The organism is Shewanella sp. SR43-4 (genome assembly GCF_014163845.1).
Taxonomy (GTDB): domain Bacteria; phylum Pseudomonadota; class Gammaproteobacteria; order Enterobacterales; family Shewanellaceae; genus Shewanella; species Shewanella vesiculosa.
Genome location: NZ_JACJEB010000011.1, coordinates 1 through 26,635, shown reverse-complemented (window position 1 = coordinate 26,635; position 26,635 = coordinate 1). Strand labels below are relative to the sequence as shown.

Genomic DNA, 26,635 nt, shown 5'->3' with positions numbered 1-26,635 from the left:
AATGCAAACATTCGCCAGTACAGCCAAAAGCTCAAGTACAACTACAGCATCAGTTCTCACCATTGATGGGCTGATCTTGCGTCGTCAGCAACAAGGCTTATTATCATTAAGTGCAACCATTCGTGGCGGTGAAATACTGACGATTATGGGACCATCTGGTAGCGGAAAATCGACGTTATTAAACTGGTTAACTGGCATGTTACCAGCGGGTTTTAGTGCTGAAGGACAATTGCATTTAAACGGCCAAAATATCACTACGACAGCCAGTCATTTACGCCATATTGGTTTGCTCTATCAAGACCCATTATTGTTTCCGCATTTATCTGTGGCAGGAAACATCGGCTTTGCCATGCCGCCGAGCCCTAAAGCACAGCGACAAACCGCAATTAGTGAGGCATTAACCCAAGTCGGTCTGGGCGGATTAGAGCAGCGTAATCCACAAAGTTTATCTGGCGGCCAGCAAGCTAGAGTAGCATTGCTGCGGGTATTGCTTAGCCAACCTAAAGCCATTTTATTAGACGAACCCTTTAGTAAGCTCGACAGTCAATTACGCCAAGAAATCAGGCAACTCGTTTTTGATCAAATACGCCAGCACCAGCTACCCGCGATTATGGTGACTCACGATCAAAATGATGCCGACGCAGCCCAAGGCGAAGTCATTTCACTTTGAGAAATGATACTGTAATCAGCAGTACTGATATGGGTAGAACAGTTATAGATATAGATAAGCCGTGACGTAACAAAATCGCGACGTTAAAGAATTGAACGATAATCAATAGATTAATTGGAATGACATCATGCTAGATAGATTTATCACCCCAGTAATAAAGCCACTGTTAGCGCCTGCGGTGCTGTTACTCGATAAAAAAAATGTCCACCCTGATCAGCTCACCTTAGTGGGTTTCGGTTTAGGCATGTTGGCTGTTCCCTTGTTGGCATTACAATTTTGGTACGGCGCCTTGTTTTTTATCGCACTTAATCGAATTATCGATGGCCTTGATGGCGCGCTTGCTCGCCACCAAAAACACAGCAGTGCCGCGGGTGGTTATTTGGATATTTGCCTCGATTTTATATTTTATGCCGCCATTCCGCTAGGGTTCGCCTTGGCCAACCCTAATGAAAACGCCTTAGCCGCAGCTGTGTTGTTAAGCGTATTCATCGGCACAGGCTCAAGCTTTTTAGCCTTTGCTATACCGGCTGAAAAGCTGAATTTGCCTCGACCACAATTTGCCAATAAGAGCTTTTATTTTTTAAGTGGCTTAACCGAAGGCACCGAAACCATCGCCTTCTTTGTGGCATTTTGTTTATGGCCGACTTATTTTCCACAACTTGCCTATAGTTTTGCCTTTTTAGGGGCCATTACCATTTTTACGCGCATTCATGGCGGCTACTACACACTTAAAAATCAGCTTGTCAAAGGAGCAAAGACCAAGAAATCAGCCGTTAAGGAGCCAACAACATGATAGATGAGATGGTAGCGATACGCTTAGGTGTGTTTTTAACGATTCTGGCATTGATGATGAGTCTAGAATGCCTATTCCCCGCAAGGAAACTAACCAAAACACCACAAACAGCCTCTATAGTCACTCGTTGGTTTGGCAATTTTGGCTTATTAATAATTGCTTCTGTGGTAGCAAGATTACTATTACCACTGGGTTTAGCTGGGTTTGCCTTGTACACAACACAACAACAATGGGGCATATTGCACTGGGTTAATCTGCCCCATTGGGTCAATATTATAAGCAGTCTGTTGTTACTGGACATGCTTATTTACTGGCAACATAGGCTATTTCATCGCATACCGTTATTGTGGCGTTTACATAAAGTGCACCACGCGGATCGCCATGTCGACAGCAGTACGGCTTTGCGCTTTCACCCCTTAGAAATCATCGCCAGTCTTGGGATTAAAGCGCTAGCGATTATCATATTAGGTATACCTGCTGAGGCGGTGATACTGTTTGAGATCTTGCTTAATGGATTTGCCATTTTTAACCACGCTAACATTCGCTTACCTAAAAAAATCGAACATATTGCCCGATATGTGGTGGTAACCCAAATACTGCACCGCATACATCACAGCCAAGTGATGGCCGAAAGTAACACTAACTTTGGTTTTAGTATTGTGTGGTGGGATCGGTTATTTGGTAGTTATTCTGCTAAGGCCAGTAAAGCAGACGAGGATATCGACATAGGATTAATCGAATACCCAAACGCGAAACAAAATGCATGGTTAACAGGCTTGTTATGGATGCCGTTTACCCACAAAAAGAAGTGATGCGTAAAACTAAAGCGAGAACATTCGCATAACTAGCGCCATTAAATAACTGCTCCTATCCTTTAGGCTAAATACACATCTAGGTCGCAACATATGGCTATTTAATTGACACAATGTTGCAGCCCCTTGCAAACGAAAGATTGCTGCTAAATATGGGTAATAACGGTTATACCGCACCGACTCAGCATCAATACTATAAATCTTCACTGTCATTTTATTGTTCATACAGGTAGACCTTCGAGCAAAAATATTCTGCGCATTAAATCGATGAACAATTTTTAACCACAAAACTGTCCCCTCAAAGAAATAGCATTACATATAATAGATATTTACATTTTACTGTCACGAATAATCATACAGTCCATTGATTTATAAAAGTAAATGCTATTTAATTAATTTCTGGCAATCAAAATATGTGTTTTCATGAATTTCATTAACCAATTTTTCCTGCTAAACGATGATAAAAACGCACATGAATCGATACCCAACTGGCGAATAAGTGCACTACGAATAATCCTCTCTTCGGGAATGTTGCTGTGCTTAGCTATTGCGTTTGACACATTCAATTCTGCCTTACAATTAAATTACTTATGGATAATCGCGCTTACTATTGGTTTCACTTCGGTGTTATTTTTATTGTTACTGGCCAGTAAGCGATTCTATCATTTATGTGCTCATATCCTCCTCGCTGCATTGGTATTGGCGAGTTTAGCAATCAACTTGTCGCTTCCAGACTTAGGACTAGCCAAAATAGGTAGTATGCTGATGTTTGTATGCCCTTCTATTGCGCTAATGTTGTTAGGGCACCGAGTAGCAATCTGTTTCGCCTTATTAAATATCGTGCCATTTTATATGATATTGCATGATATCGACCTGTCTCAATACACCGACATAGATAAGCAACTCCCTGATGCGAGTTGGTATATTACTGGAGTGGTTTTTCTATTTTTTAATATCTGCGTGCCTTTAGCTGTTGCAAGAACCATTGTCGCGGCTAAACGTCTCAATAAAGCAACGCTAAGCTCAAACGCTTATTTGAAAAGCAAAAATGAGCTATACCGCACTTTTTTTGCAGAATCGACTATCCCCAAAATTATTGTCGATGATCTGGGAAAGATTACTGATGCGAACCAACAAGCGATTGATTTACTAAAATTACCTAAACCATTAAAAAGCGAAACGTTATTGCTTTCATCTGTCATGCCAAACATCAAAACCTGTAACGCAGGCAAACAAGAGCAAATATTGCACTTCAACAATACCTATCAGCGTGTTGTCCATCAGCAACTGACCGATGCTAATTTTTGTGTTTATGAATTTCATGATTGCAGTGCAGAACAGAGCATTAAAGGTAATTTGGCCGCCATGGAACAAGAGAACAGACGTCTACGTTATCGCGATACACAAACACAGTTACCGAATCGAGATTGGTTTGAACTGCAATGTGACCGCCTAATTGCAAAATATCGAAAAGGCTTTTATGTGGTTGTGGCTCAAAGTGCCAATAACGACTATTTAAATATAAAATTTGGTAACCATAATTCTCAAGCCATTACTAAAACAGCCTTTAAACGCCTGCGTAACAATATTGAAGGACCTTTATTATGTGCTCATATTGGACCTGGGAAAATTGCCTTTATTCTTGGTAGCCTTAACGAAACCGATCTGTATAGCGCCTTACCTAAAATCAAACATACTTTAGATGAAGATTACAACTTACTAGGAATTAAGTCTTCGCAATCATTTCTATTTGGTATTGCCCATTGCCCTGAACACGGGGATGCAAGCTGTAAAGTTGTCGCTCATGCTATCGAGGCGCTTAAATTAGCCAATACCAACGATGTATTTAGCTTATATGACCAAACCAATTCACAAAGCTTTTTAGAGAAATATGAAATATCGATGTTGCTCGATGAAGCACTACAGCAAGGTGAGCTAACCGTTTATTATCAACCTAAAGTAACGGCATCAGGACAATGTATCGGCCTTGAAGCGTTGGCTCGATGGCACAGTCCCATTTTAGGTACAGTATCACCAGCGGTATTTATCCCTATCGCAGAAGAATACCGAATGATCAGCCGTTTAACGGATTTGGTGATACAAAAAGTCTGCTCGCAAATCAATCAATGGACTCAACAAGGGCTTAACTGTGTACCTGTGGCGATTAATATCTCACTAATTGATTTCACTCAAACCGACTTTATGTCCAAGTTAGTTAAGTATTTAGCTGACTTTACTGTCAGCCCAAAACAAATAGAACTCGAGTTAACCGAAACCTCACTAGAAGCGAATCAAGCCCACTCGTTAATGTTAATGAAAACTCTACAAGCGTGGGGTTTCACCATTTCGGTAGATGATTTTGGCGTCGGTTATTCTAATATTGCTCGTTTGGCTGACTACCCAATTAATAAACTCAAATTAGATCGTTCATTAATCAGCCAAGTTACCTCTTCAGCTCGTCAACAAAGCTTGGTAAAAGCGATCCATAATATGTGTGAAGAACTCGATATCAAGTGTGTGTCTGAAGGTGTAGAAACTGCGGAACAGGTAAGCATTATGGCGGATATGGGCTGCAAAGAATTTCAAGGGTTTTATTTTTCAAAACCCATGACGCCTGAACAATTTTTTGCCCATGTCAGTAAGAAAGGACTGAAGTTTGAGCATCAGGACAGTTTAATAAAAGCGTAAACATTTATACCAATCTATAAAGGAGGTTTGGTGTGAGTCGCTTGTTGCTCGAAACTAGATTCCAGTCAACATAACAGCATGGGATAACGTGTCTTGCTGGGTTTAGCATTAACGCTCGAAGCTGAGAATCCAAGTAACGCTTTAATCTTTTCAATCTTATCTGCTGGGATTTTTTACTGGCATTAAAGGCTTTAACGCCTTGGCGCGGTTTGCATAGTAAGTCATATCGTGTTGCAGGATTTTGCCTCTAAATAATAGCTATGACGCTTTAATCGGCAATCCTAAGACAGGCTGTGTTAAATTGTCGTTATTGTGGCGTAATTAATTAGGTGTAAAAAAGCTGTTACCTCCAATAACCATGAATTAAATCACTCATAATAAAATAGTTTTAACTCGAGGCCCTGGTGCAAATAACCAACCCATTGATCAATAAAATAACTGTCAGCTTACACACATTTATCGTGCTCGTGATATATTAGCAGCCATTCAAATTTGCTTATTCAGTTAAGGTTCACTCATGAAAATCGGTATTATTGGCGCAATGGAGCCAGAAGTTGTTCATTTAATTCAAGCCATCATTGAGCCTGTGCATAGCACTATTGCCGGAATCGAATTTATTAGCGGTAGCATTGCGGGCAAAGATGTCGTCGTCACTCGCTCGGGGATCGGTAAAGTGGCAGCCAGTATCGCGACCACATTATTAATCGAAAAATTTGCCGTAACCCATGTGATTAACACAGGATCTGCAGGCGGTTTTGTGGATTCTCTCGCTATCGGCGATATTGTGATTTCATCAGAAGTACGTCACCACGACGTAGATGTCACTGCATTTGGTTACGAAATTGGCCAAATGGCCCAGCAACCAGCAGCATTTATGCCTGATATCAACCTAGTGAATGCGGCCAAACAAGCTGTAGCATCATTAGGTGAAGTAAACGCAATAGAAGGATTAATTTGTACTGGCGACAGCTTTATTTGCGACCCGGTACGGACAAAAGTGATGCGTGAAAACTTTCCGACTATGGCAGCCTGTGAAATGGAAGGGGCAGCTATAGCCCAAGTTTGTCACCAGTTTACAGTACCTTTTGTGGTTATCCGCTCTCTATCAGATAATGCCAACAATGACTCACCGGTTGATTTTGACTCTTATATTATTAAAGCAGGCCTGCATTCTGCCATGATGGTGATCGCACTGTTACAACAGCTATAAACCTTCTAGAATCAGTACAGAGACAATGACCTCATGGTCTCTGTACTGAGCAACCTTAAGGTTAACAACAGCCTAACTATTGAGTGTCTATGGTCAATCAATTATTTAATCCTCAATTACTTAGCCAAGATGGCGGGTTACTGCAAAGCTGTTGTATTTTATTTTGTGCCTTAATTTTGGCTCGATTTGCGCCCATTCCTAGAGATCTACAGCCATTATTATGGTTCAACCGCTTAGCCACCTTGATAGCCATCAAAGTAAATCATCCAGAGCGAGCGGTGAGCCAGCAACTTATTGCAGGGATTTTAGCGACACTCATTTTAATTGTGCCTAGCGGGATTATCGTGAGCTTTTTACTTAGCCTTGCTGCTTATCCTTGGTTTTTTGAACTGATCATCTTGTATTTCTGTTTATGTGATTCCGCTTTTAAGCCTGTGGCACAAAAAGTGGTTGATGCCATAAAAACCGGCAATAAACAACAGGCCAAACAACTTCTGGCTCCTTGGGTGAGACAAAACACCCAAGCCTTATCAGAGGTGGGGTTAAGTAAAACAACCATAGAGAAACTGTTTACTACTCCCATTTACGGCACCTTAGCAACCATACTATTTTTCAGCATAGGCGGCGCTACGATGACATTAGTGGTGCGTATGTTAAGACAACTACAACATTGCTGGCCGCCTTATCATCCACATTTTTATATTTTTTCAAGTTTTGTCGGCCAGTTAAATAGAGTTATATTTTTCATCCCGACGTTACTTTGGCACTGCTCAATCGCCATTCAATTTGGCCAATTGGGTATCAAGTCTATTTTTTCACAACCAATATCGACAACAGTGAATAAAGATCAGCTCAATAACCATTACACGAGTTATGCATTAGCGGCCAAATTATTAAAAATAGAATTAGGCGGGCCGCAGCAATTTATTGAAAATGGCAACACCATTCGGGTAGATTTACCCAAAGTAAAATCAGGGCCCTTGCCGGATCATCGCCACATTAGCCAAGCCATAACTGTCACGCACACAGCCAATCTTTTTTGGATCAGCCTAACCTTGCTACTACCGCTTATTTGGACCGGATTAAGATTTATTTAAACCATATAAATCTTGTTTTAAACAGGCTATCATTTAGCGATTATGGACTCGTGTGCGTTTGATGTAGGCCTGTTACAACCTGATGTCACCACTCGTTGTTAACATAGGTCAATTATGCCGACAAATGGCTTATATCTTTGTAACATAAATCCTCTATAACTAATTATTAGCTGCATGAAAACCAGTTTAGGAATGCCATTTTGTTCAACCATTTACATGTATCATTAACCACACCAGCATTGCTGTTTCCGGCTATTTCATTGTTATTGCTGGCCTACACCAATCGATTTTTTTCATTAGCGGCATTGATCCGTCAACTCAGTAACGATAAAAAACCGGTACAAGGCGATCAAATTAAAAATTTACGCCAGCGAATTATTATTATTCGCAAAATGCAAGAAGCTGGTGTCAGCAGTTTTGCCTTGTGTGTGTTATGTATGATTTTGATTTACGTTGGCTTTAATCAAGTTGGCTCATTGGTGTTTGGATTGAGTTTACTGCTGTTATTGTATTCGTTGATTTTATCGGTAATAGAAATCCGTATTTCAGTAGATGCCCTCACAATTCATCTCAAAGAGCTAAGTAAATGAGTCAATGGATCTACTTTTTTGATTTATGCGGTACCGCTGTATTTGCTCTTTCGGGAGCGTTAGCTGCTGGTAAGCACCGCATGGATCCTTTTGGTGTTATTGTATTAGCGTCTGTTACAGCTATTGGCGGCGGCAGTATTCGTGATGCCTTAATCGGCGCGACACCGGTATTTTGGATCCGCGATCCAAATTATATTATTGTCATTCTTGCGACCGTAGTGGCGTGCTTAGTGTTGGTGCGTAAACCCCATAAATTACCTGCACGCACACTGCCCATAGCCGATGCATTAGGTTTGGCGTTATTTACCGTTATTGGCGCAGAAAAGGCCTTACTAATGGGATTGTCTGGTATGGTCGCGGTCGTCATGGGCTTAATCACCGGCGTCGGCGGCGGGATTATTCGTGATTTATTATGTCGACAAATTCCAATGGTGCTGCGAACAGAAGTTTACGCAACCGCTTCTATCGTTGGAGGCATCTGTTATACCTTAAGTATATTTGTCGGCATGGATAGCATGACATCATTACTGATCGCTATGTTCAGTACGCTAATCATCCGTCTGAGTGCTATTCGCTGGCACTTATCTTTACCGGCTTTTGATTTGAAAACTAAGAGAATTTAATGTGCGAATAATCTTCATATTATGCTGTTTGCTATTGAGCTTTCCCACTAAAGCCAATATTGGTGACATGCCGCGAGAACAACAACTTGCGATGCAATACATGGAAGCACTCACTGATCACGATTATACCGTCTTACGTCGATTTTATTCACGCGAAACAGTATTTTACGATAAGACAGCCAATACGACCTACAAAGGTGGTCGGCACATTATTGCGTTTTTACAACGAGCCCATGAAGGGGTATTAGAATACCGCTTAAACGTAGAACACATGTTTAATACTGGCTCACTGGTGGTAATCATTGGTAGTTATCGCTTACGCGGTCCAGGCGATCAGTATGGTAAACCTGGAAAGATTATCGACCTTGCCGTACCCGGTGTCACAACCCTTAAATTTGATAGCAATACTGAGCGCCTAGTGGAGCAAATGGATTTAATGGATTATCAAACCATGACTGACCAACTTGCGGCTCAGTAATAAAATCAGAGTCAATTGCGCGCCGCGAGCGCTTTAATTGGCTGTGTTATATGGCTTCAGTGATATCGATTTCATTACGTATCAGACACAAAAAAAACGGCTTAGTTAATAAGCCGTTTTTTATTGATTTCGTAAAACTTATTTCAAGATAACTTTAGCAAATTTTCGCTTACCAACCTGGAATACCGCTTCAAGACCAGCATTAAAACTGATGCGACTGTCTTCCACTTTTTCGCCATCCATTTTAACCGCACCTTGCTTGATCATCCGCATACCATCAGATGTAGAGCCGACAAGACCTGCATCTTTGAGTAAGTTAGCAATCGCTAAGCCTTCACCTGCTTCTAAAATGACTTCTTCGATGTCATCTGGAATGGCACCTTTTTGAAAGCGATCGATAAACGCTTGATGTGCAGCTTCTGCTTGGGCTTCATCATGGAAACGAGCAATGATTTCTTTGGCTAATAAAATCTTGATATCGCGAGGATTAGTGCCATTTTCAACGTCTAGTTTAAACTGGGCTAATTCAGTTAATGGACGGAATGACAATAATTCAAGATAACGCCACATCAAATCATCTGAAATCGACATGATTTTACCAAACATTTCATTTGCAGGCTCACTCACACCTATATAGTTATGAGCCGATTTAGACATTTTTTTAACGCCGTCTAAACCTTCAAGCAATGGCATCATGATAACAGTTTGTGGTTTTTGGCCTTCTGACTTTTGCAGTTCGCGACCCATAAGCAGGTTAAACTTTTGATCGGTTCCACCTAATTCAACATCGGCTTGCAATGCAACTGAATCGTAACCTTGCAATAAAGGATACATAAATTCATGAATCGCAATAGATTGACCTGATGCATAGCGCTTTTTAAAATCGTCACGCTCCATCATACGAGCAACCGTTTGCTGTGAAGCTAAACGGATCATACCCGCGGCACCTAATGGCTCTAACCAGCTAGAGTTGAATTCGATACGCGTTTTTGCTGGGTCTAAAATTTTATAAACCTGTTCTTTGTAGGTTTCTGCGTTAGCAAGCACTTGCTCACGGGTCAAAGGCGGACGAGTACTGTTTTTACCGCTAGGGTCGCCGACCATACCGGTAAAGTCACCAATCAAGAAAATCACTTCGTGACCTAACTCTTGAAAAGTACGCATTTTGTTCAAAATAACCGTATGACCTAAGTGAATATCTGGAGCGGTAGGGTCTGCGCCTAACTTGATGCGTAATGGGCGCCCTTCTTTCAGTTTCTCAAGCAAATCCGCTTCAAGTAATATCTCATCGGTACCGCGCTTAATCTCTGCCAATACTTGATCTAAATTCGCCATCTCTACTGCAACTCCCAGGGCTTGCACAAAAAATAAAGAGCTCTATGTTACTTGTTAGCCACAGCAAATGAAAGAGTGTACACTTAGCAGATAACAACGAGATAGAGAAATTGGTAACAGAGTCAATGGCAAAGCTTCTTACTTTATTCACATTGCTGCCAAAAGCACATCAAATCACATTATCTTTATTAGTGATTTTAACGACATTTATTCTGATGTTCCCATCGGAAGACGCTCAAGCATCTAAACAAACCCAATTGATGAGCCAATCAACTGAGCAACCCGACATAGAAATCAACAAGCGTTATGCCATTCCACTTGCCTTTCGCACGCCTACAGCACCAAATAGTAATGATAATATTGATGCCGAAAAGTCTGATGAACTCCTATCAAAAGATGACAGCGACAATACCATCAGCGGTGAAACGGCAGATGACGAAGCCTTTGCTCAACACCTTTCGATGTTGCAAACCAGCACTTCTGATATTGACGGTATGATCAATGATATCGACCAGCAAGTGGCTAATCAAAAAGCCAAGTTAAAGCAAGAGGTCGCTAACGATGATAATAGCGTTGAATACTATGAAGTTGTTAAAGGCGATACATTGGGCGGCTTATTTAGCCGTGCTGGACTCAGCGCTAAAGACGTCTACGACATTACCCAATTACCGTTAGCCAAAAAGAATTTGCTCAAGATTATGCCCGGCGAAGAAATTGCCATTAGTAAAAATGCCCAAGGTGAATTACAAGAATTAACCTATCGAATGGACAAAGTGTCGACATTAGTGATCAGTCATCACAATGAGCAATATAAAGAAACCGTCAACACCAAAGAAATCGAAAATCGTACCTCATTTATTACCGCCAATATTAAAAGTAACTTTTGGAATGCTGCGGCGGATGCCGGTTTATCGGGTAATCACATTATGGAATTGGCCAATATCTTTGGCTGGGACGTCGATTTCGCGCTTGATATCCGTAAAGGCGATCATTTTTCATTATTGTTTGAACAAGAATACGCCGATGGCCAATTTTTACGTAATGGCAATATTCTCGCCGCGGAGTTTTTTAACCAAGGGGAGCGTTACACCGCCGTACGGTATACCGACGGAGAATATTATTCAGAAGATGGCAGTAGTATGCGCAAAGCATTTTTACGCTCACCAGTAGACTTTAAATATGTCAGTTCTAACTTTAATCCTCGTCGTTTGCACCCAGTAACGGGGCAAATTAAAGCCCACCGCGGCGTAGACTATGTGGCCGCCATAGGTACACCGATTAAAGCCGCGGGTAAAGGTAAAGTGGTTGAGGCCGGTTATAACCAGTTTAATGGCAACTATGTATTCATTAAGCACAACGAAACCTACACCACTAAGTATTTGCATTTAACTAAGCGCAAAGTAAACCGTGGTGAAACGGTTAAACAAGGCCAAATAATCGGTACCTTAGGTAAAACAGGCCGAGTCACTGGCGCTCACTTACATTATGAATTCATTGTAAATGGCGTTCATCGCAATCCACGAACCATCGACTTACCTAAATCTATGCCGATTGATCGTAAAGAGAAAAATAAATTTACGGCACTCAGTAAACAATTGATGGCTCAGCTAAAATCAAATCAACAACAGCAATTGGCAAGTAATTAATAGCCTAATATTGCCATTCACAGAGAGTTACCTCATGTCTAAGCCAGAATACTTTATCGGTCTAATGTCAGGCACAAGCATGGATGGTGTTGATGCGGTGTTGGTTGATTTTTCAACTGATCATCCTATTTTAGTTGCCAGCCATACCGAAGCGATACCAGCACATTTATTAAGTGGTTTACAACGTTTATGCCAGCCTGCAACAGATGAAATAAACCGCCTCGGTCGACTCGATCGCAGCGTTGGTAAACTGTTTGCACAAGCGGTTAATCACTTATTGGCTAAAACAACTGTCACTGCCGATGAGGTTATAGCCATAGGGTCACACGGACAAACTGTGCGTCATATGCCTAATTTAGAAATGGGTTTTACATTGCAAATTGGCGATCCTAATACCATTGCTATTGAAACTAATATCGATGTCATTGCTGACTTTAGACGTAAAGATATTGCCCTTGGCGGCCAAGGGGCACCTTTAGTTCCAGCATTTCACCAGCAAGTGTTTGCTCGCCAAGGTCACTCTAGAGTGATTTTAAACATAGGTGGAATTGCCAACGTAACCTATTTACCTGGTAATAGTGAGCAAGTATTAGGCTTCGATACCGGTCCGGGTAACAACCTAATCGATGCCTTTATTCAACAAAACTTGAACCTTCCTTTTGATGAGGATGGTGCTTGGGCAGACTCAGGAACCAGTAATCCTGACTTACTCAAACAGCTATTATCGCACTCTTACTTTTCGTTAGCTTACCCAAAAAGTACTGGTAGAGAGCTGTTTAATCAAGCTTGGCTTGAGCAACAAATCGCTGACTATAGTCATTTAGATCAAGAAGATATTCAATCTACCCTACTTGACCTTACCTGCCACAGTATTGCCAACGACATAAATAAACTGGCACCGACAGGTGAATTATTTGTCTGTGGTGGCGGAGCATTAAATAAAGCCTTAATGCAACGACTAGCCATCTTAGTTCCCAATTATAAAGTCGCTACCACCAGCGCGTTAGGTGTGGATGCAAAATGGGTTGAAGGCATTGCCTTTGCCTGGTTAGCCATGCGTTATCACCATGATTTACCAGCTAACTTACCCGCTGTTACGGGTGCGTCACGCGCTGCTGTGCTAGGTGGGCGTTTCAAGGCGAGATAAACACACCAAAATGCGTGGTTTACTTTTGCAATTGTGGCCTCAATGTTATGATGCCCACAAATTTGCTTAATTGTTTAAAATTGAGCAAAGCCAAAACTTAAGATGAGAGTCAATATGAGCAATAAAACCAAAACTGTATCTGAACTAATGAATCTAACTCCAGAAGGTCGTTATGATTATATGGTTGATCAGATTAAAGCTGAAAAAATTATTTGGACACTTCAAGATCAAGATGGTTGTGTCATGCTGACCACTGAAGATGAAGACTGTATTCCAATGTGGCCATCTGAAGAGACTGCCGCACTATGGGCTGTTGATGAATGGAAAGACTGCGAGCCATTAGCGATCCCACTTGACGAGTTTCAAGAACGTTGGGTAAGCGGTATGGAAGATGATGACTTATTTATCGCGGTTTTCCCCGTTCAAGAAGACTTAGGCGTTGTGGTTCCTCCTTTTGAAATGAATGAACGAATTTTGCCAAAGAAACAACAAAAGCATTAATTGTGATGACCGATACCAACACTGAAACCAACCACGCAGACCAGGCTCACAGCGTTGCAAAGCCACATTTACCCAAACGGCTAATTGGCTTGATGATCGTTTACACCTTGTCGGCCATCAGCGGGCTATATGCTGCCAACTCCTTGTCTGAGTTAAGTGCAATGTTATGCATATTAACCTTAATGATGGTGCTCGCAATAATCGGCCGCCAAAAAGCAGGCTTATATCTTCTGCGGGTGTATTGTGTACTGCAACTTTTGTTATACAGCGTACTGCCAATCATTATGTATGACCCCGACAATTTAGTTGCCGGTCCAACCACGTTTGATTTTGGTTTGTTTCAAACCGTTGTTGCTGATTGGGTTATCTACTCTGTGCTTATTGCGCTGGGGATCATTCAAGTGTGGATTAGCTTTAATGCAAAAGTGAAGGCGTGGTTTAAACCGCGGATGAATTTTAATATTATGAGCAGTTAGTTTTGGGTGTATCGGTACAATATAGACATCAAAAAAGCCGTCGAAAGACGGCTTTTTGTTAGCTATTCGATTACATGTCCCCAGACAGGTTAATCACTGTAATAACGCGCATTACACCGAGAAACTCGCTCCGCAGCCACATGTTGTGGTCGCATTAGGATTTTTAACAAAAAAACGTGAACCTTCAAGACCCGATGTATAATCGACTTCACCACCAACAAGGTACTGAAGACTCATTGGATCAACAACCAATTGCACACCTTGTTTCTCAATGGTGAAATCACCTTCGTTGACTTTCTCATCGAATGTAAAGCCATACTGAAAACCAGAGCAACCACCACCTGTTACATACACACGCAGTTTTAATTCAGGATTCTGTTCTTCTTCTAACAGACCTTTTACTTTTATCGCCGCCGCATCGGTAAATTGGATCGGCATTGCTGTATCAACTTGTTCAGTCATTACTACCTCTTACTTCGGTTTCTGCGGAGAATTATCCTTTACCTGACTATTTTGTTCAAGTATTACCCGCAGTTCTTTTTCACCCATCAACAGCTCTGGTACATTATAGACTTGCTCAATCTCGCCACCTTTGACACCACGACGAGCAGCCACCTTCACTTTGACCATGATTCGTTGAAGATTAAATCCCACTGGAAGTTCAAAATTGTTATCTATAATTTGAAAATAATTAAATTCAAAATCCAGTTTTTTATTGATTAATTTGCTCAAAGACAGCTCAGCTGGCTGATCATTTTGTGTACCTAGCAACAATACCGTCGAACTCGTCTTCACTTTAACTTGGTGTTTTTGCAACTGAGTGAGAATTAATCGCAATTGATATTGACCAGCCGCCACACCCTGGGCTAATTCCACCCCATGAATAGACACGCCTTCAACACCAGAATCAGTCACCATTATACTGCGATAAAACGCTAATTCTTTCTCTAACGCTTTTTGATCTGATAATTGTTGGCTAAACATATCTTGCATTTCTTTATTGGCATTTTCAGCAATGCTTAATGCTAAATTACGACTGGCAAGCACTTGCGCCTGTTCCTCAAGTTGTTGTAACAATTTACGCTTGCCACTGGCACTATTCGGCGTAGCCTCTGGTGCAAATGAAAGCCATAAATTAAAACTTATTGCTCCCAATAAAAAACACACTAACATTAAACCAATCAAGTATATGCTTGATGTCCTATTTTTACGTTCTAAAACTTGCAGTCTATCTAACCAACGGTGATAATTTAACATTAAGTTACAACCTTTTAATAAAATACAGTATGTTTGGCGAAGCATATTTTTCTTGGGTTTATTTTTGTGCCCTAGTTAACGTTTTGTGCAAATCATACCCGTATTACACAAGCTTATAATGCTAATATTTAGCGAGTCCAATAACCCTTTTTAGCCTATTAACTGTGTTAAATCAGATATGCAGCCAGCATGTATTAAGCGGTTAGTCCTATTGATGGAGAGTAATAACATGACACTAGCGCGTTATCAAACGATCAATAAACAGCTGCACAAAACACCCTTAACATATCAACAGGCCTTAGAGTCAAACCGTGCGATTTAAGATAAATAAAGCCGCTATTATTCACGCCAAAAGAACGACGCGCAAATATCTACGTAACGAATTTAGAGATAAGTTATCTCAGGCTAAAATTAGTGTGCAACTTTGTGCACTGGCGCTGCTGTTTGCCATCATAGCTTCTGTGGTGATTATCTTATTCCGTTTAAGCTTAGTGTGGGCAGATCAATACCTGCATTCAGATAGCTTAACCTTAAGCTCAACCTTAACTAATTGGCGGTCTTACTTACCGATAATCGGCGCATTACTCATTTGGCTACTGTCTTTATTGGGCTCAAAACGCTATCGGCGCATGGGGATTGCCTATGTACTTCACCGATTCAAATTACATTACGGTAAGGTACCGCTTCAATCTGCTGCTGGACAGTTTTTTCAAGCATTAATCGCCTTAATGGCTAATTTCTCTGTCGGTAAAGAAGGCCCTGCAATTCACTTGGGTGCAGTAAGTGCCAGTGTTATGGCCGAGAAGTTTTCATTACCAGACAATAGCGTGCGCATTATGTGTGCCAGTGGTATTGCCGCCGGCATTGCTGCAACCTTCAATGCACCGCTTGCTGCGGTATTATTTGTATTTGAAGTGATTGTGCGCGAATACAAAATCCATTATTTCTTCCCAATCATGCTTTCAGCCATTTGCGGCGCGGTATCCAGTCAATTGGTGTTTGGTAATATTCATGAATATGAATTGATTAATGTCATTCATATTCCACTGGATCAATATCCTATTTTGCTGATTGGCGGCCTTGCTTTAGGCTGTGTCGCTGCGTTGTTTAACTATTCACTGCTAAAAGTAACCGCGACAGGTCAGCAATGGCCGTTAATTTATCGGCTGCTTATTGCAGGTGTGATTACTTCGTTTGTGGCGCTGTTGCTGCCGCAAGCTTTGGGTTCTGGTGATCTGGCGATTAAAGAAGCCATTAGTGAACATCCTAGTTTACTGTTTTTAATTGCACTGTTGTTGGCAAAAATCTTGGCCACCATTGCTGCTATTGGCTTTGGTGTCCCCGGCGGATTAATTGGTCCACTCTATGGTATTGGCGCATTAGTTGGGGCTATCTTAGCCTTAGTCAGCAGTTTACTGTTTCCATCCATCGCACCTTATGTGGGTTTATATACTGTCATTGGCATGACAGCAATGATGGGGGTTTGTCTGAGTGCCCCTCTAGCTGCATTAGTTGCGCTGCTTGAATTAACCAACGATGCGTCGATTATCTTACCGGCGATGTTTGTCACCATTCCAGCATTTTTAGTGGCATACCAGGGATTTAATACTCATTCTATCCTACTTAAACAACTGGATATTATGGGGTTAGGCTATAAGGTTGCCCCACTGAATCAAGGGTTACAAAAGAAAGGCGTTAGAGTACTGATGGATAAACGCTTCGTGATTGTTAACGATGATGACGAACTACTGCTTGAAGTACTTAAACGCGCTGCTGGCCGCCCAGTATTAGTTAGAAATGCTGAAGGCGAAATTGAAATGTTGCGACTTGAAATGCAATCCTTTGAAGATTCAACCACCCTATCGCGTCATCTCATGCCCGGATTACCTGACAGCGCTACCTTAAATGAAGCTTATGAAGCACTGCTCCCAAAACGATCTGGCGAAGTGTATATCTATCGTGATAACACGCAAAAAGTTGTTGGGGTGATCAGTTGGGCGAATTTATTGCAAGAAATTCGCTCAGGGCAAATTTAATCCAACCTCTTTGAACTCATTAGTCCTCAATAGTGTGACAAAGTGCGGCTTAATCCTCACTTGTCGCTCCATATGAGGCGCTTGAGCAAATTGCAGCTTCAGATGTTATCTCAGTGGTTCTAAGGCTAATTCGCTGCGGCACGAGCAAATAACATGAGTCTTTCAAACACGATTAAGTTAACGGCCAAAATCATGACAATGTTCTTGATAACAGCAAGTGAATCTCTGTGTTAAGCACGGTTATTATATTTATCTGGCGGTTATTTTCTGCTACAATTTTGCCTCAGCCACCCTAGACATAATCTCTATAACACCCTATATAATAATACGGTAAAATAGCATGCTGTTCTGGTGAATATTTTGCCCCTAAACTTTGGAAATTAGGCTGATGACGCAGTTCGAAGGTTCACATATCCTTTCAGTAAGCCAGTTAGATCTGGATTCAATTAACACTATTTTCAACGTCGCGAATAAAATGACACCTTATGCTTTGCGTGAAAAACGCACCAAAGTATTAGAAGGTGCCATTTTAGGCAATCTGTTTTTTGAACCCAGCACCCGAACTCGTGTCAGCTTTGGCTGTGCCTTCAATTTACTTGGCGGACATGTTCGAGAAACCACAGGAATGGCATCATCGTCATTATCTAAAGGCGAATCACTTTACGATACGGCTAGAGTACTCTCTACTTATTCGGATGTAATTGCCATGCGTCATCCAGACGCATACTCAGTTAAAGAATTTGCCGAAGGCAGTCGCGTACCTGTAATTAACGGTGGCGACGGACCGAATGAACACCCTACTCAAGCCTTACTTGATTTATTTACCATCAAGAAAGAGTTAAGCCACTCAGGTATGGGCATAGACGGTATGCATATCGCCATGGTAGGTGATTTAAAATATGGTCGTACTGTGCATTCACTATCACGCTTACTGTGCATGCATAAAGATATTAAATTCACCTTGATATCGCCAAGTGAACTATCAATGCCTGACTATGTGATCGCCGACATTGAAAATGCTGGCCATAAGATCACAATAACCGAGCAACTTGAAGGCAATTTGCATCATGCAGATATTTTATATCTGACACGCATTCAAGAAGAGCGCTTCCCATCACAGGAAGAAGCCAATAAGTACCGAGGTAAGTTTCGCTTAAATCACAATATTTATACGCAACACTGCAAGTCAAATACCGTGATTATGCATCCATTGCCTCGTGATTCACGCGCGCAAGCAAATGAACTCGACAATGATTTAAACAGCCACCCAAGTTTGGCTATTTTTAGACAAGCCGATAACGGCTTACTTATACGTATGGCACTTTTTGCATTAACACTTGGGGTTGAAGACCAACTCGAAAAGTATGAGTGCCCAGTAAACTGGTATTCACGTAAAGCCGATAGATAATTGGCACACAATATTAAGGATTAGACATGACCCGTTCCGAGGTTTTATTTGAACAGGCTAAAAAGACCATCCCTGGTGGCGTTAACTCACCTGTACGAGCTTTTAATGGTGTAGGTGGTTCACCTTTGTTCATTGAAAAAGCTGATGGTGCTTATATTTTTGATGCCGATGGTAAAAAGTATATCGACTATGTTGGTTCATGGGGACCGATGATTTTAGGTCATAACCACCCTAAAATTCGCCAAGCAGTGTTAGATGCCGTTGAAAATGGCTTGTCGTTTGGTGCACCAACGGAACTTGAAGTTAAAATGGCTGAAAAAGTCATATCAATGGTGCCATCAATAGAACAAGTTAGAATGGTCAGTTCAGGTACTGAAGCCACTATGAGTGCGATTCGTTTAGCACGTGGTTTTACTAATCGTGACAATATCTTAAAATTTGAAGGTTGCTACCATGGCCATGCTGACTGCTTATTAGTTAAAGCAGGTTCTGGCGCGTTAACCCTAGGGCAACCAAGCTCACCTGGTATTCCAGAAGATTTTGCTAAGCACACGTTAACAGCAACCTATAACGATCTTGATTCTGTGCGCGCTATCTTCGAACAAAATCCAACCAGTATCGCCTGTATCATCCTTGAGCCCGTTGCGGGCAATATGAACTGTATTCCACCTGTCGAAGGCTTTTTACAAGGCTTACGTGCCATGTGTGATGAGTTTGGTGCACTATTAATCATTGATGAAGTGATGACAGGTTTCCGCGTGTCTATGAGTGGCGCACAAGGTCACTACAAGGTAACACCTGACTTAACCACACTTGGCAAAGTTATTGGCGGCGGCATGCCTGTAGGCGCATTTGGTGGCCGTAAAGATATCATGCAGTTTATTGCACCTACGGGCCCTGTCTATCAAGCCGGTACCTTATCTGGTAACCCAATTGCGATGTCTGCTGGTTTAGCCCAAATGGATGCATTGTGTGAACCCGGTTTATACGAAGCGCTTGCAGATAAAACGAAACGCGTTGCGGAAGGTTTTAAAGCCGCTGCAGACAAACACGGTATTCCATTAAATATTACTTATGTGGGTGGTATGTTTGGTTTCTTCTTTACTGAAGATAACACGCCAATGACCTCGTTTGCCCAAGTCACAAAATGCAACATGGAACACTTCCGTCATTTCTATCATGCCATGTTAGATGAAGGTATTTATTTAGCGCCAAGTGCTTATGAAGCGGGCTTCATGTCAATGGCTCACGGCGATGCTGAAATTGAATATACTCTAGCCGCTGTTGATCGTATTTTTGCTGCAATGAAATAAATCAACAGACAGCTCAAGCTAAGCAGTCTTTTGGTAACAATAAAGAGGATAAATAACCACGTTATTTATCCTCTTTTCATTTGTGTTAACAAACTCCAATTTCTTTTCACTGTATTGCTTTTTTATACGCTACTTTGGTCGATTATTGGCAAAATAACTGTGATCTCAGTTGCGAAATCCCTCGTTGTGTGATGTGATCGCCCCGCCAAACGGAAAGCTTAATTAAACCTTAACGCTAGGGCCAAATTAGGTTAGCAAAAATTCATGGTAATGATGTTGATTACCTACAACACAAAGTTGGAATTGCAGTCATGCTACATACTTTTCTTATCTCACTTGCGGTACTTGCATTGCTCAGTATCGTGTTCGAAGAAGTTACCCATATAAATAAAGCAAAAACCACCCTATTCCTTGGCTGTATAGCTTGGATTACCTTGTTCATAGCTTCTGGTAGCCCAGAAAAAAGTAAAATCGTGGGCGAAAACCTCAACGAAAACTTATTAGAAATTGCTACATTATGGTTGTTTTTAATGTCGACCATGACTTTTGTCGCCTATCTTAATGCCAAAGGCATGATCCAAGTATTGGTTCAAAAAATATTTCCGCAGCAAGTCTCTGTGCGAATGTTGATGATGCAAGTCGGGTTATTCTCATTAGTACTGTCGACTTTTTGTGACAACGTCACTGCCACTCTGGTGTCATTAGGTTTACTAACAACCTTTAATTTAGATAAGCAAATGCGCCGCCGTATGGCAGTGTTAATTATCTTTGCGGTAAACTCTGGTGGGGTGGCATTAATCACGGGTGATGTGACTACCTTGATGATTTTCCTCGCCGGTAAAGTGCATATCTCAGAATTGTTAATCTTGTTTATTCCAGCAGGAATTAGCGTCATGGTCCTAGCAGTATTGTTTTCACTTAAAGCCGAAGGACATGTAAGCACCACGCCTATCGAGCAAAATTACAATACGGTTGATATTGTCATCGGAGTCATTTTCTTTACTACCATAGTATTAACCATGGTACTTAACGTGCTGTTTGGTATTCCGCCGGTATTGACCTTTTTATTCGGCTTATCGGTGATGTTCTTAGTGGGCCGCACCAATAAAAGTAAAAGTGAAGAAGTTCAAGTATTAGAATATATTCGTCAGGTTGAATTCGATACCCTATTGTTCTTCTTAGGTATCTTGTTACTCGTTGGCATGCTCAAAGAAATTGGCACTTTACATTTATTAACCGAAGTGTACGGCATGTATAACCCTAGTATTTCTAACTTTTTCACTGGCGTGGGTTCTGCCCTGTTAGATAACGTGCCATTAACCGCAGCGTTATTAAAAGCCGATCCGGTTCTAACAACAGCACAATGGTTAGGACTGACTTACTCTGTTGGTGTCGGTGGATCGTTATTAATCATAGGTTCTGCATCAGGCATCATTGCCATGAGTAAAGTGGAAGAGCTCACATTTGTCAGCTACTTAAAATACGTACCAGCATTACTATTATGTTATTGCATCGGTTATGGATTAACCTTGTTTTTAGCCAATAACATTCATGGCTAATATGGCGAGTTAATTAAACCAATAACACTAAGGCGCAATAAGCGCCTTAGTGTTATTTATCGATTGAGGCTAACGAATGACATAACGAAGTTGCGATAGGTTTGTTAAGGTAAGTATGGTAAACCGAGATTGAAATACTTGTGCTAAAGCAGCATCTAAATAGCCGGCACTCTAAATTGTTCACCGTTAATTTCTAACACTATATCCCTAGGCCTTATCTCAACAATGGTAAGCTTGTTCTGAATCATATCGCCCTGCTGTAACTCAACACCATCGACATTTAGCCAACGATTGTTTGGTTCAGATGAATATACATGGGCATTAATATTAAACTCAGGCACTTGTAACTGTACGCTTGCAGGTAAATCACCATATTTAGGAATCTGTTGATTTGTAGGTCGAGGAATAGGATCGAGCTTTTCCTGCGTCACTTGCTGATTTGCAGACTGCTCATATTCAACATCTTTTAGCGCGGTTTGAAATGCGGCTAACAAGTTATTGCGCTCATCAATTGAGGGCTCTTTTACCGAAGCAAAATCGACCTCTTCAGCCGCAGCATTAACTTGCAGCCTTAATGCTTCTAGTTCAGCTTGCCCACGTCGATTCGCATTGGCGCCTAATATAATAGGTTCGGCATTATTCGTCAGATTAGAAGACGCACTGCGTCCCGACACTTGATGGGGTTGATCGTCAGTTTGTTGAGCCATTGCCTGAGCATCGTCATTACGACCCCAATCCTGATTACGCGCTTCATTATCTGATGCCGATTGATAACCTGACTCCATAGGTTCAGCAGCAGTGTTCTCAACATTACGCTGCAAAGTACCCAAGGATTGATAACTATTTTGAGCAAGAGGTTGCGCAATCGGCAAAGCCACTTTACCGGCTAATCGCACTCCATCATGGCCTTGATCTATGGCACTCTGATTGCCGCGTGGCAGCTCACGAGATCCATTAGCAGCTACCGCATCAGCAGATAGGGTTGATTGGGCTACAGCCACGGTATCAGCCACGGCTAACGGTGCATTGTAACGCTCAACGGGTAAGGCAACAGTTTGCACACCAGGCACTGCAGGATGTAGCAACAAACTCATGCTCCAAGCCGCACCAACACCAAACGCAATAGATAACGCCAGCAGAGTGAATTTTCGGGTGTTGGCTGATATTTTCGGCGGCGGAGAATAATTGGCTCTGGGCGTTAAAATAACATCAACAATATTTTCTTGTTGCTGCTTTTTACGGTTAACAGCGTCTAATAGAATTGACATTAACTGCGCTCCGAAGATGCACTCAAACGCGGGCCTTGCTGGCTTAAATATAAGTTCAGTTGTACTAAGGTTTGATTGCCAGCAATACCATCAGGCTTAAGGCCATGCTGACGCTGAAATTGCATTAATTGCTGTTCTAATTCACCATCGAATTGTGTCAGTAAGCGTGCTCGGCGTTTATTGACTAACGCTAAGCTATTTTCTAACCACTGTACTTGCGCCAGACTCGAAGACTGACCGATTTCACGGGGTAATACACCATCTGGTTGCCAAAGAATTTCGAAGGTACCGCTAAAATGACGATCAAACCAATCTTTGTTTACCCAGAATTGTTGCTCGCCCAATTGCAATAAAATTTGCTCCACTTGGCGCTCTACAATCACCCCATAAAACACATTCGCCTGAGCATCTTGTAAATACACCACCGCAGGATAATTTAGCCGCATAATACTGTACCAATTACCTTGTTGCTGGTAACAGGCTAAATCTTGTTGCTGCGCAGCCTGGCAGGCAGATAAACCAATGATAGGTTGTTTATTCCATAAACCAAATAACCCGGCAAAAGCATTATCAATGCTACTGCTTTGTAACATAGCTTGACGCAAAATCTGTTGCTGCGCGTTAACAACTGGCGGGCTGGTTTGTAGTTGCGATGTCGATGCTGTAATAGATTGATTTGTGGCACTAGGAATAGTAGCTAACGCTGGCGGATTAACAGACTGCTGCGTTTGATTGCTAGCTAATGCTGTATTGGAGTTAAGGCTATCGTCATTAGCCGAGCGATTAAACAGATAAAACGACAAACCAAATGCCAATACCAGCGCGGTTGCTGCAACAAATGGCCAACGCTTATCGCTAGGAGCATCAATATCACCTAACACTTCAACTGCGGCTTGATTAACCATCTTGTGATCAATCGGCACCTTAGCTTGACCATAACCAGCCATTAGTGCTCGTTCACATAATAAGTTAGTCAAGCGCGGAATACCGCCAGAGTGTTTATGTAACGCGGCAATCGCTTTACGGGTAAATAAAGGCTCGTGCCGACCCGCTACTTGTAAACGGTGCAGAACATATAAGCCAATTTCATCTTTATTCAATGGTAATAGATGGTAACGAGCAGTGATCCGCTGTGCTAACTGGCGTAGATCTTGGCGTTTTAACAGTTGCTGTAACTCTGGTTGGCCAATCAAAATGACCTGCAACAGTTTTTTGGTATTGGTTTCAAGGTTAGTCAGCAAACGCAACTGCTCTAACACCTCAGAACGCAAATGCTGCGCCTCATCAATAATCAGTACGGTATTACGGGCATTTTTATGATTAGTGAGTAAGTAAGTACTGATGAGATCGGTCAGCTGTTTTAAGGTCGGATTTTCGCCATACTTAATTTCCAACTCATCACACAATGTCGCCAAAAGCTCTAACTCGGTAAGTGATGGATTAAGAATAAATGCCGTATCTGTATTTTCCGGTATTTGTTGTAATAAACAACGTGAAACGGTAGTTTTCCCGGTACCAACTTCCCCCGTCAACAATACAAATCCACCAGTTTCACCTAACCCATAAGTTAAGTGTGCCAGCGCTTCGCGATGACGATCGCTCAAGAACATATAATGAGGGTTAGGAGCAATAGAGAATGGATTATCGTTTAATCCATAGAAGGCTTTATACATTCGACCAAAAATCCTTATTTGAAACTGACGGCTCACGTTAATGCTTGTGCAACAGCTTGTCAAAAGTTAGCCGTAAAAATCTAACTCTGATAAGATTTAAGCAACTTATTATTACACGTTGTGGTACGCCATGAAGATTTATTTAGTCGGCGGGGCCGTGCGCGATACACTTCTTAAACAAACTGTTGTCGACAAAGACTATGTGGTCGTTGGCAGCAGTATTGACGAAATGTTGGCTCAAGGCTATCAGCAAGTCGGAAAGGACTTTCCGGTTTTCTTACACCCAAAAACTCAACAAGAATATGCACTGGCGAGAACAGAGCGTAAAACAGGTAAGGGTTACCAAGGGTTCAGCTGCGATGCTAATAAAGATGTCACTCTTGCTGATGACTTACTGCGCCGCGATTTAACCATTAATGCCATTGCACAAGATAGCGAAGGTAAACTCTATGATCCCTACCATGGCATTGATGATATCCACGCCAAAGTACTGCGCCATGTATCCGACGCCTTTATTGAAGATCCCTTGCGTGTATTGCGAGTGGCCCGATTTGCGGCTCGATTTCATCACTTAGGTTTTACCATTGCAGCTGAAACCTTACAGTTGATGACCGATATCGCCAATAGTGGAGAATTAGAGCACCTCACGCCAGAACGAGTATGGCAGGAATGCGATAAAGCATTAAGCAGCCAAAGTCCGCAAATATTTTTCGCCGTTTTAAAGCAATGCCAAGCATTAACTGTGTTATTTCCAGAAATTGATGCGTTATTTGGCGTCCCCCAACCAGTAAAGTGGCACCCAGAAATAGACACCGGCGTCCATACGCTGATGGTTCTGGAGCAAACCAGCCTACTAAGCAGTAATAAAGCGGTCCGCTTTGCAGCATTAGTACATGATGTGGGCAAGGGGTTAACCCCAAAACAAGAGTGGCCGAAACATCATGGTCACGGCCAAAAAGGCTTAAGCATCATTAAAGCACTTTGCCAACGAATACGCGTGCCTAATGAATACCGTGATTTAGCCTTATTGGTCAGCGATCAACATCAGAATATTCATAATGCTTTTGAACTGAGGGCTGAAACCATCGTTAAACTGTTTGATAAAGGTGATTTCTGGCGTAAACCACAACGGTTAACAGAGCTTTTATTATGTTGTCATGGCGACATAAGAGGACGAACTGGATTTGAACAAGCAAGCTATCCGCAAGCTGAATTTTTACAACATTGCTATGAGTTGGCCAGCAACGTAGATGTGCAATCAATTATTAGCGCGGGTTACCAAGGATCGCAAATTAAAAGCCAACTTCAACTAACGCGCTCAGAAACAGTTAATAGTTATATAAAACAAAGAATTGAACCATAATGGTTACATCAGTAATCGCCTATTTAGGTTTTTATGTAAAAAAGCGGAAAAATGCAATTTTTAGCGGAGAATAAGCAATAAATCACTAAGATTTATATAAAATCGATAAATAATGATGCTTTTTGCCCAGCCAGCTTGCAATTTTCTTTTATTTCGCTATTTTAATTAAACAATGTTAAGTTTGCCTATAGCAAATTAAAAAATCTGTGACATAATTACGCCGTTGCAAAGGCACATGCCGTTGCACTATTTAACAACCTATATATTAAGGGATTTACCCATGAACAAGAAAGTACTGATGATTGCTGGTGTTGCGATGACTGCTTTATTAGGTGGTTGTGCTAACACTACTGCTTTAGAAGAAAGCGTAGCAAACCTAGGTAACAAAGTTGATCAACTATCAGCAGAAGTTGGTTCTTTAAAGTCTGAGCAAAGCAAGCTATCTGCCGATGTTAAAGGCGCTAAAGCTGCTTCTATGGACGCACAAGCCGAAGCTAAACGTGCTAATGACCGTTTAGACAACATGGCTTCTTCTTACAAAAAGTAAGAACTGCTATTAAAAATTAGCTTATTTAATAGGTTGATTATTAGGGCTTGATGGTTGATTCCACTACTTTGTAGTATTTCAACATCAAGCCTTAATTATTTGTGCTCATTTAAAATGTGGTATCAAGCGGTATCAAGCCGTATCA

Annotated in this window: 24 protein-coding genes; 19 read left to right on the top strand and 5 right to left on the bottom strand. The window is 41.6% G+C overall.

What is annotated here, in order from left to right:
- The first annotated feature begins 1 nt into the window (after position 1).
- From H5123_RS13605 to H5123_RS13565, 9 genes are all read left to right on the top strand, one after another.
- Entirely contained in the window at positions 2-670 is a 669-nt protein-coding gene (locus tag H5123_RS13605) for an ATP-binding cassette domain-containing protein (protein ID WP_259395670.1), read from the top strand.
- 127 nt (positions 671-797) lie between these two features.
- Entirely contained in the window at positions 798-1,463 is a 666-nt protein-coding gene (locus H5123_RS13600; protein WP_182698316.1) for a CDP-alcohol phosphatidyltransferase family protein, read from the top strand.
- Complete coding sequence (locus H5123_RS13595) at positions 1,460-2,275, top strand: sterol desaturase family protein (RefSeq protein WP_182698315.1); 816 nt, start codon at positions 1,460-1,462, stop codon at positions 2,273-2,275. The genes H5123_RS13600 and H5123_RS13595 overlap by 4 nt, the downstream gene beginning before the upstream one ends.
- A 423-nt stretch (positions 2,276-2,698) precedes the next feature.
- The gene (locus tag H5123_RS13590; protein WP_182698314.1) at positions 2,699-4,963 is read left to right on the top strand and encodes a bifunctional diguanylate cyclase/phosphodiesterase; all 2,265 of its coding nucleotides are present in this window, start codon (positions 2,699-2,701) and stop codon (positions 4,961-4,963) included.
- A gap of 517 nt (positions 4,964-5,480) precedes the next feature.
- Complete coding sequence (locus H5123_RS13585) at positions 5,481-6,173, top strand: 5'-methylthioadenosine/adenosylhomocysteine nucleosidase (protein WP_124017078.1); 693 nt, start codon at positions 5,481-5,483, stop codon at positions 6,171-6,173.
- A gap of 89 nt (positions 6,174-6,262) precedes the next feature.
- Complete coding sequence (locus H5123_RS13580; protein ID WP_124017077.1) at positions 6,263-7,270, top strand: cobalamin biosynthesis protein; 1,008 nt, start codon at positions 6,263-6,265, stop codon at positions 7,268-7,270.
- A gap of 200 nt (positions 7,271-7,470) precedes the next feature.
- Positions 7,471-7,860, top strand: a complete 390-nt coding sequence (locus H5123_RS13575; protein WP_124017076.1) for a DUF2721 domain-containing protein — start codon at positions 7,471-7,473, stop codon at positions 7,858-7,860.
- On the top strand, positions 7,857-8,483 hold the full coding sequence (locus H5123_RS13570) for a trimeric intracellular cation channel family protein (protein WP_124017075.1): 627 nt from the start codon (positions 7,857-7,859) through the stop codon (positions 8,481-8,483). The genes H5123_RS13575 and H5123_RS13570 overlap by 4 nt, the downstream gene beginning before the upstream one ends.
- Positions 8,484-8,550: 67 nt before the next feature.
- A complete protein-coding gene (locus H5123_RS13565) occupies positions 8,551-8,961 on the top strand; it encodes a nuclear transport factor 2 family protein (RefSeq protein ID WP_235781991.1) in 411 nt (136 codons plus the stop codon).
- 138 nt (positions 8,962-9,099) lie between these two features.
- Here the strand turns inward: H5123_RS13565 and tyrS are convergent, their stop codons facing one another.
- Positions 9,100-10,296: a tyrosine--tRNA ligase gene (tyrS, locus tag H5123_RS13560; RefSeq protein WP_124017073.1), complete on the bottom strand. Its 1,197-nt coding sequence runs from the start codon at positions 10,294-10,296 to the stop codon at positions 9,100-9,102.
- A gap of 125 nt (positions 10,297-10,421) precedes the next feature.
- Here tyrS and H5123_RS13555 point away from each other — a divergent pair, with 125 nt between their 5' ends.
- The 4 genes from H5123_RS13555 (at position 10,422) to H5123_RS13540 (ending at position 14,066) form a co-directional block, all read left to right on the top strand.
- The gene (locus tag H5123_RS13555) at positions 10,422-11,942 is read left to right on the top strand and encodes a peptidoglycan DD-metalloendopeptidase family protein (protein WP_182698313.1); all 1,521 of its coding nucleotides are present in this window, start codon (positions 10,422-10,424) and stop codon (positions 11,940-11,942) included.
- Positions 11,943-11,976: 34 nt separating this feature from the next.
- Positions 11,977-13,089, top strand: coding sequence for an anhydro-N-acetylmuramic acid kinase (locus tag H5123_RS13550; RefSeq protein ID WP_182698312.1), 1,113 nt, complete (start codon positions 11,977-11,979; stop codon positions 13,087-13,089).
- Between the two features lie 114 nt (positions 13,090-13,203).
- Positions 13,204-13,590 carry a DUF2750 domain-containing protein gene (locus tag H5123_RS13545; protein ID WP_165870124.1) on the top strand — a complete coding sequence of 129 codons (387 nt, stop codon included), beginning with the start codon at positions 13,204-13,206 and terminating at the stop codon, positions 13,588-13,590.
- Positions 13,591-13,595: 5 nt separating this feature from the next.
- Positions 13,596-14,066: a hypothetical protein gene (locus H5123_RS13540; protein WP_182698311.1), complete on the top strand. Its 471-nt coding sequence runs from the start codon at positions 13,596-13,598 to the stop codon at positions 14,064-14,066.
- Positions 14,067-14,177: 111 nt separating this feature from the next.
- Here the strand turns inward: H5123_RS13540 and erpA are convergent, their stop codons facing one another.
- Both erpA and H5123_RS13530 read right to left on the bottom strand, forming a co-directional pair.
- On the bottom strand, positions 14,178-14,528 hold the full coding sequence (gene erpA / locus H5123_RS13535) for an iron-sulfur cluster insertion protein ErpA (protein WP_124017068.1): 351 nt from the start codon (positions 14,526-14,528) through the stop codon (positions 14,178-14,180).
- A gap of 9 nt (positions 14,529-14,537) precedes the next feature.
- Entirely contained in the window at positions 14,538-15,323 is a 786-nt protein-coding gene (locus H5123_RS13530; RefSeq protein WP_182698310.1) for a DUF6776 family protein, read from the bottom strand.
- 311 nt (positions 15,324-15,634) lie between these two features.
- Between H5123_RS13530 and H5123_RS13525 the strand changes: the two genes are divergently transcribed.
- From H5123_RS13525 to nhaD, 4 genes are all read left to right on the top strand, one after another.
- Positions 15,635-17,359, top strand: a complete 1,725-nt coding sequence (locus H5123_RS13525) for a chloride channel protein (RefSeq protein WP_124017066.1) — start codon at positions 15,635-15,637, stop codon at positions 17,357-17,359.
- Between the two features lie 388 nt (positions 17,360-17,747).
- Positions 17,748-18,767: an aspartate carbamoyltransferase gene (locus H5123_RS13520; RefSeq protein WP_124017065.1), complete on the top strand. Its 1,020-nt coding sequence runs from the start codon at positions 17,748-17,750 to the stop codon at positions 18,765-18,767.
- Positions 18,768-18,793: 26 nt separating this feature from the next.
- Positions 18,794-20,080, top strand: a complete 1,287-nt coding sequence (gene hemL, locus H5123_RS13515; protein ID WP_182698309.1) for a glutamate-1-semialdehyde 2,1-aminomutase — start codon at positions 18,794-18,796, stop codon at positions 20,078-20,080.
- 311 nt (positions 20,081-20,391) lie between these two features.
- Entirely contained in the window at positions 20,392-21,639 is a 1,248-nt protein-coding gene (gene nhaD, locus H5123_RS13510; protein ID WP_124017063.1) for a sodium:proton antiporter NhaD, read from the top strand.
- Between the two features lie 155 nt (positions 21,640-21,794).
- On the opposite strand, the gene H5123_RS13505 is transcribed toward nhaD, so the two are convergent.
- Together H5123_RS13505 and H5123_RS13500 are read right to left on the bottom strand one after the other, a co-directional pair.
- A complete protein-coding gene (locus H5123_RS13505) occupies positions 21,795-22,907 on the bottom strand; it encodes a general secretion pathway protein GspB (protein ID WP_182698308.1) in 1,113 nt (370 codons plus the stop codon).
- Complete coding sequence (locus H5123_RS13500; RefSeq protein WP_182698307.1) at positions 22,907-24,580, bottom strand: ExeA family protein; 1,674 nt, start codon at positions 24,578-24,580, stop codon at positions 22,907-22,909. Before H5123_RS13500 ends, H5123_RS13505 begins: the two co-directional genes overlap by 1 nt.
- A 130-nt stretch (positions 24,581-24,710) precedes the next feature.
- On the opposite strand from H5123_RS13500, the gene H5123_RS13495 reads away from it, so the two are divergent.
- Positions 24,711-25,943 carry a multifunctional CCA addition/repair protein gene (locus H5123_RS13495; RefSeq protein ID WP_182698306.1) on the top strand — a complete coding sequence of 411 codons (1,233 nt, stop codon included), beginning with the start codon at positions 24,711-24,713 and terminating at the stop codon, positions 25,941-25,943.
- Positions 25,944-26,223: 280 nt separating this feature from the next.
- The gene (locus tag H5123_RS13490) at positions 26,224-26,490 is read left to right on the top strand and encodes an Lpp/OprI family alanine-zipper lipoprotein (RefSeq protein ID WP_124017059.1); all 267 of its coding nucleotides are present in this window, start codon (positions 26,224-26,226) and stop codon (positions 26,488-26,490) included.
- Positions 26,491-26,635: the final 145 nt, after the last annotated feature.

What these genes read in the sequence shown, in the direction of transcription:
- H5123_RS13530 (WP_182698310.1), bottom strand. Translation starts at nt 15,323, where the DNA reads ATGTTAAATTATCACCGTTGGTTAGATAGACTGCAAGTTTTAGAACGT.
- H5123_RS13550 (WP_182698312.1), top strand. Translation starts at nt 11,977, where the DNA reads ATGTCTAAGCCAGAATACTTTATCGGTCTAATGTCAGGCACAAGCATG.
- H5123_RS13505 (WP_182698308.1), bottom strand. Translation starts at nt 22,907, where the DNA reads ATGTCAATTCTATTAGACGCTGTTAACCGTAAAAAGCAGCAACAAGAA.
- H5123_RS13605 (WP_259395670.1), top strand. Translation starts at nt 2, where the DNA reads ATGCAAACATTCGCCAGTACAGCCAAAAGCTCAAGTACAACTACAGCA.
- H5123_RS13570 (WP_124017075.1), top strand. Translation starts at nt 7,857, where the DNA reads ATGAGTCAATGGATCTACTTTTTTGATTTATGCGGTACCGCTGTATTT.
- H5123_RS13600 (WP_182698316.1), top strand. Translation starts at nt 798, where the DNA reads ATGCTAGATAGATTTATCACCCCAGTAATAAAGCCACTGTTAGCGCCT.
- H5123_RS13490 (WP_124017059.1), top strand. Translation starts at nt 26,224, where the DNA reads ATGAACAAGAAAGTACTGATGATTGCTGGTGTTGCGATGACTGCTTTA.
- H5123_RS13500 (WP_182698307.1), bottom strand. Translation starts at nt 24,580, where the DNA reads ATGTATAAAGCCTTCTATGGATTAAACGATAATCCATTCTCTATTGCT.
- erpA (WP_124017068.1), bottom strand. Translation starts at nt 14,528, where the DNA reads ATGACTGAACAAGTTGATACAGCAATGCCGATCCAATTTACCGATGCG.
- H5123_RS13555 (WP_182698313.1), top strand. Translation starts at nt 10,422, where the DNA reads ATGGCAAAGCTTCTTACTTTATTCACATTGCTGCCAAAAGCACATCAA.
- H5123_RS13590 (WP_182698314.1), top strand. Translation starts at nt 2,699, where the DNA reads ATGAATTTCATTAACCAATTTTTCCTGCTAAACGATGATAAAAACGCA.
- H5123_RS13585 (WP_124017078.1), top strand. Translation starts at nt 5,481, where the DNA reads ATGAAAATCGGTATTATTGGCGCAATGGAGCCAGAAGTTGTTCATTTA.
- H5123_RS13565 (WP_235781991.1), top strand. Translation starts at nt 8,551, where the DNA reads ATGCCGCGAGAACAACAACTTGCGATGCAATACATGGAAGCACTCACT.
- H5123_RS13580 (WP_124017077.1), top strand. Translation starts at nt 6,263, where the DNA reads ATGGTCAATCAATTATTTAATCCTCAATTACTTAGCCAAGATGGCGGG.
- tyrS (WP_124017073.1), bottom strand. Translation starts at nt 10,296, where the DNA reads ATGGCGAATTTAGATCAAGTATTGGCAGAGATTAAGCGCGGTACCGAT.
- H5123_RS13545 (WP_165870124.1), top strand. Translation starts at nt 13,204, where the DNA reads ATGAGCAATAAAACCAAAACTGTATCTGAACTAATGAATCTAACTCCA.
- hemL (WP_182698309.1), top strand. Translation starts at nt 18,794, where the DNA reads ATGACCCGTTCCGAGGTTTTATTTGAACAGGCTAAAAAGACCATCCCT.
- H5123_RS13540 (WP_182698311.1), top strand. Translation starts at nt 13,596, where the DNA reads ATGACCGATACCAACACTGAAACCAACCACGCAGACCAGGCTCACAGC.
- nhaD (WP_124017063.1), top strand. Translation starts at nt 20,392, where the DNA reads ATGCTACATACTTTTCTTATCTCACTTGCGGTACTTGCATTGCTCAGT.
- H5123_RS13595 (WP_182698315.1), top strand. Translation starts at nt 1,460, where the DNA reads ATGATAGATGAGATGGTAGCGATACGCTTAGGTGTGTTTTTAACGATT.
- H5123_RS13520 (WP_124017065.1), top strand. Translation starts at nt 17,748, where the DNA reads ATGACGCAGTTCGAAGGTTCACATATCCTTTCAGTAAGCCAGTTAGAT.
- H5123_RS13495 (WP_182698306.1), top strand. Translation starts at nt 24,711, where the DNA reads ATGAAGATTTATTTAGTCGGCGGGGCCGTGCGCGATACACTTCTTAAA.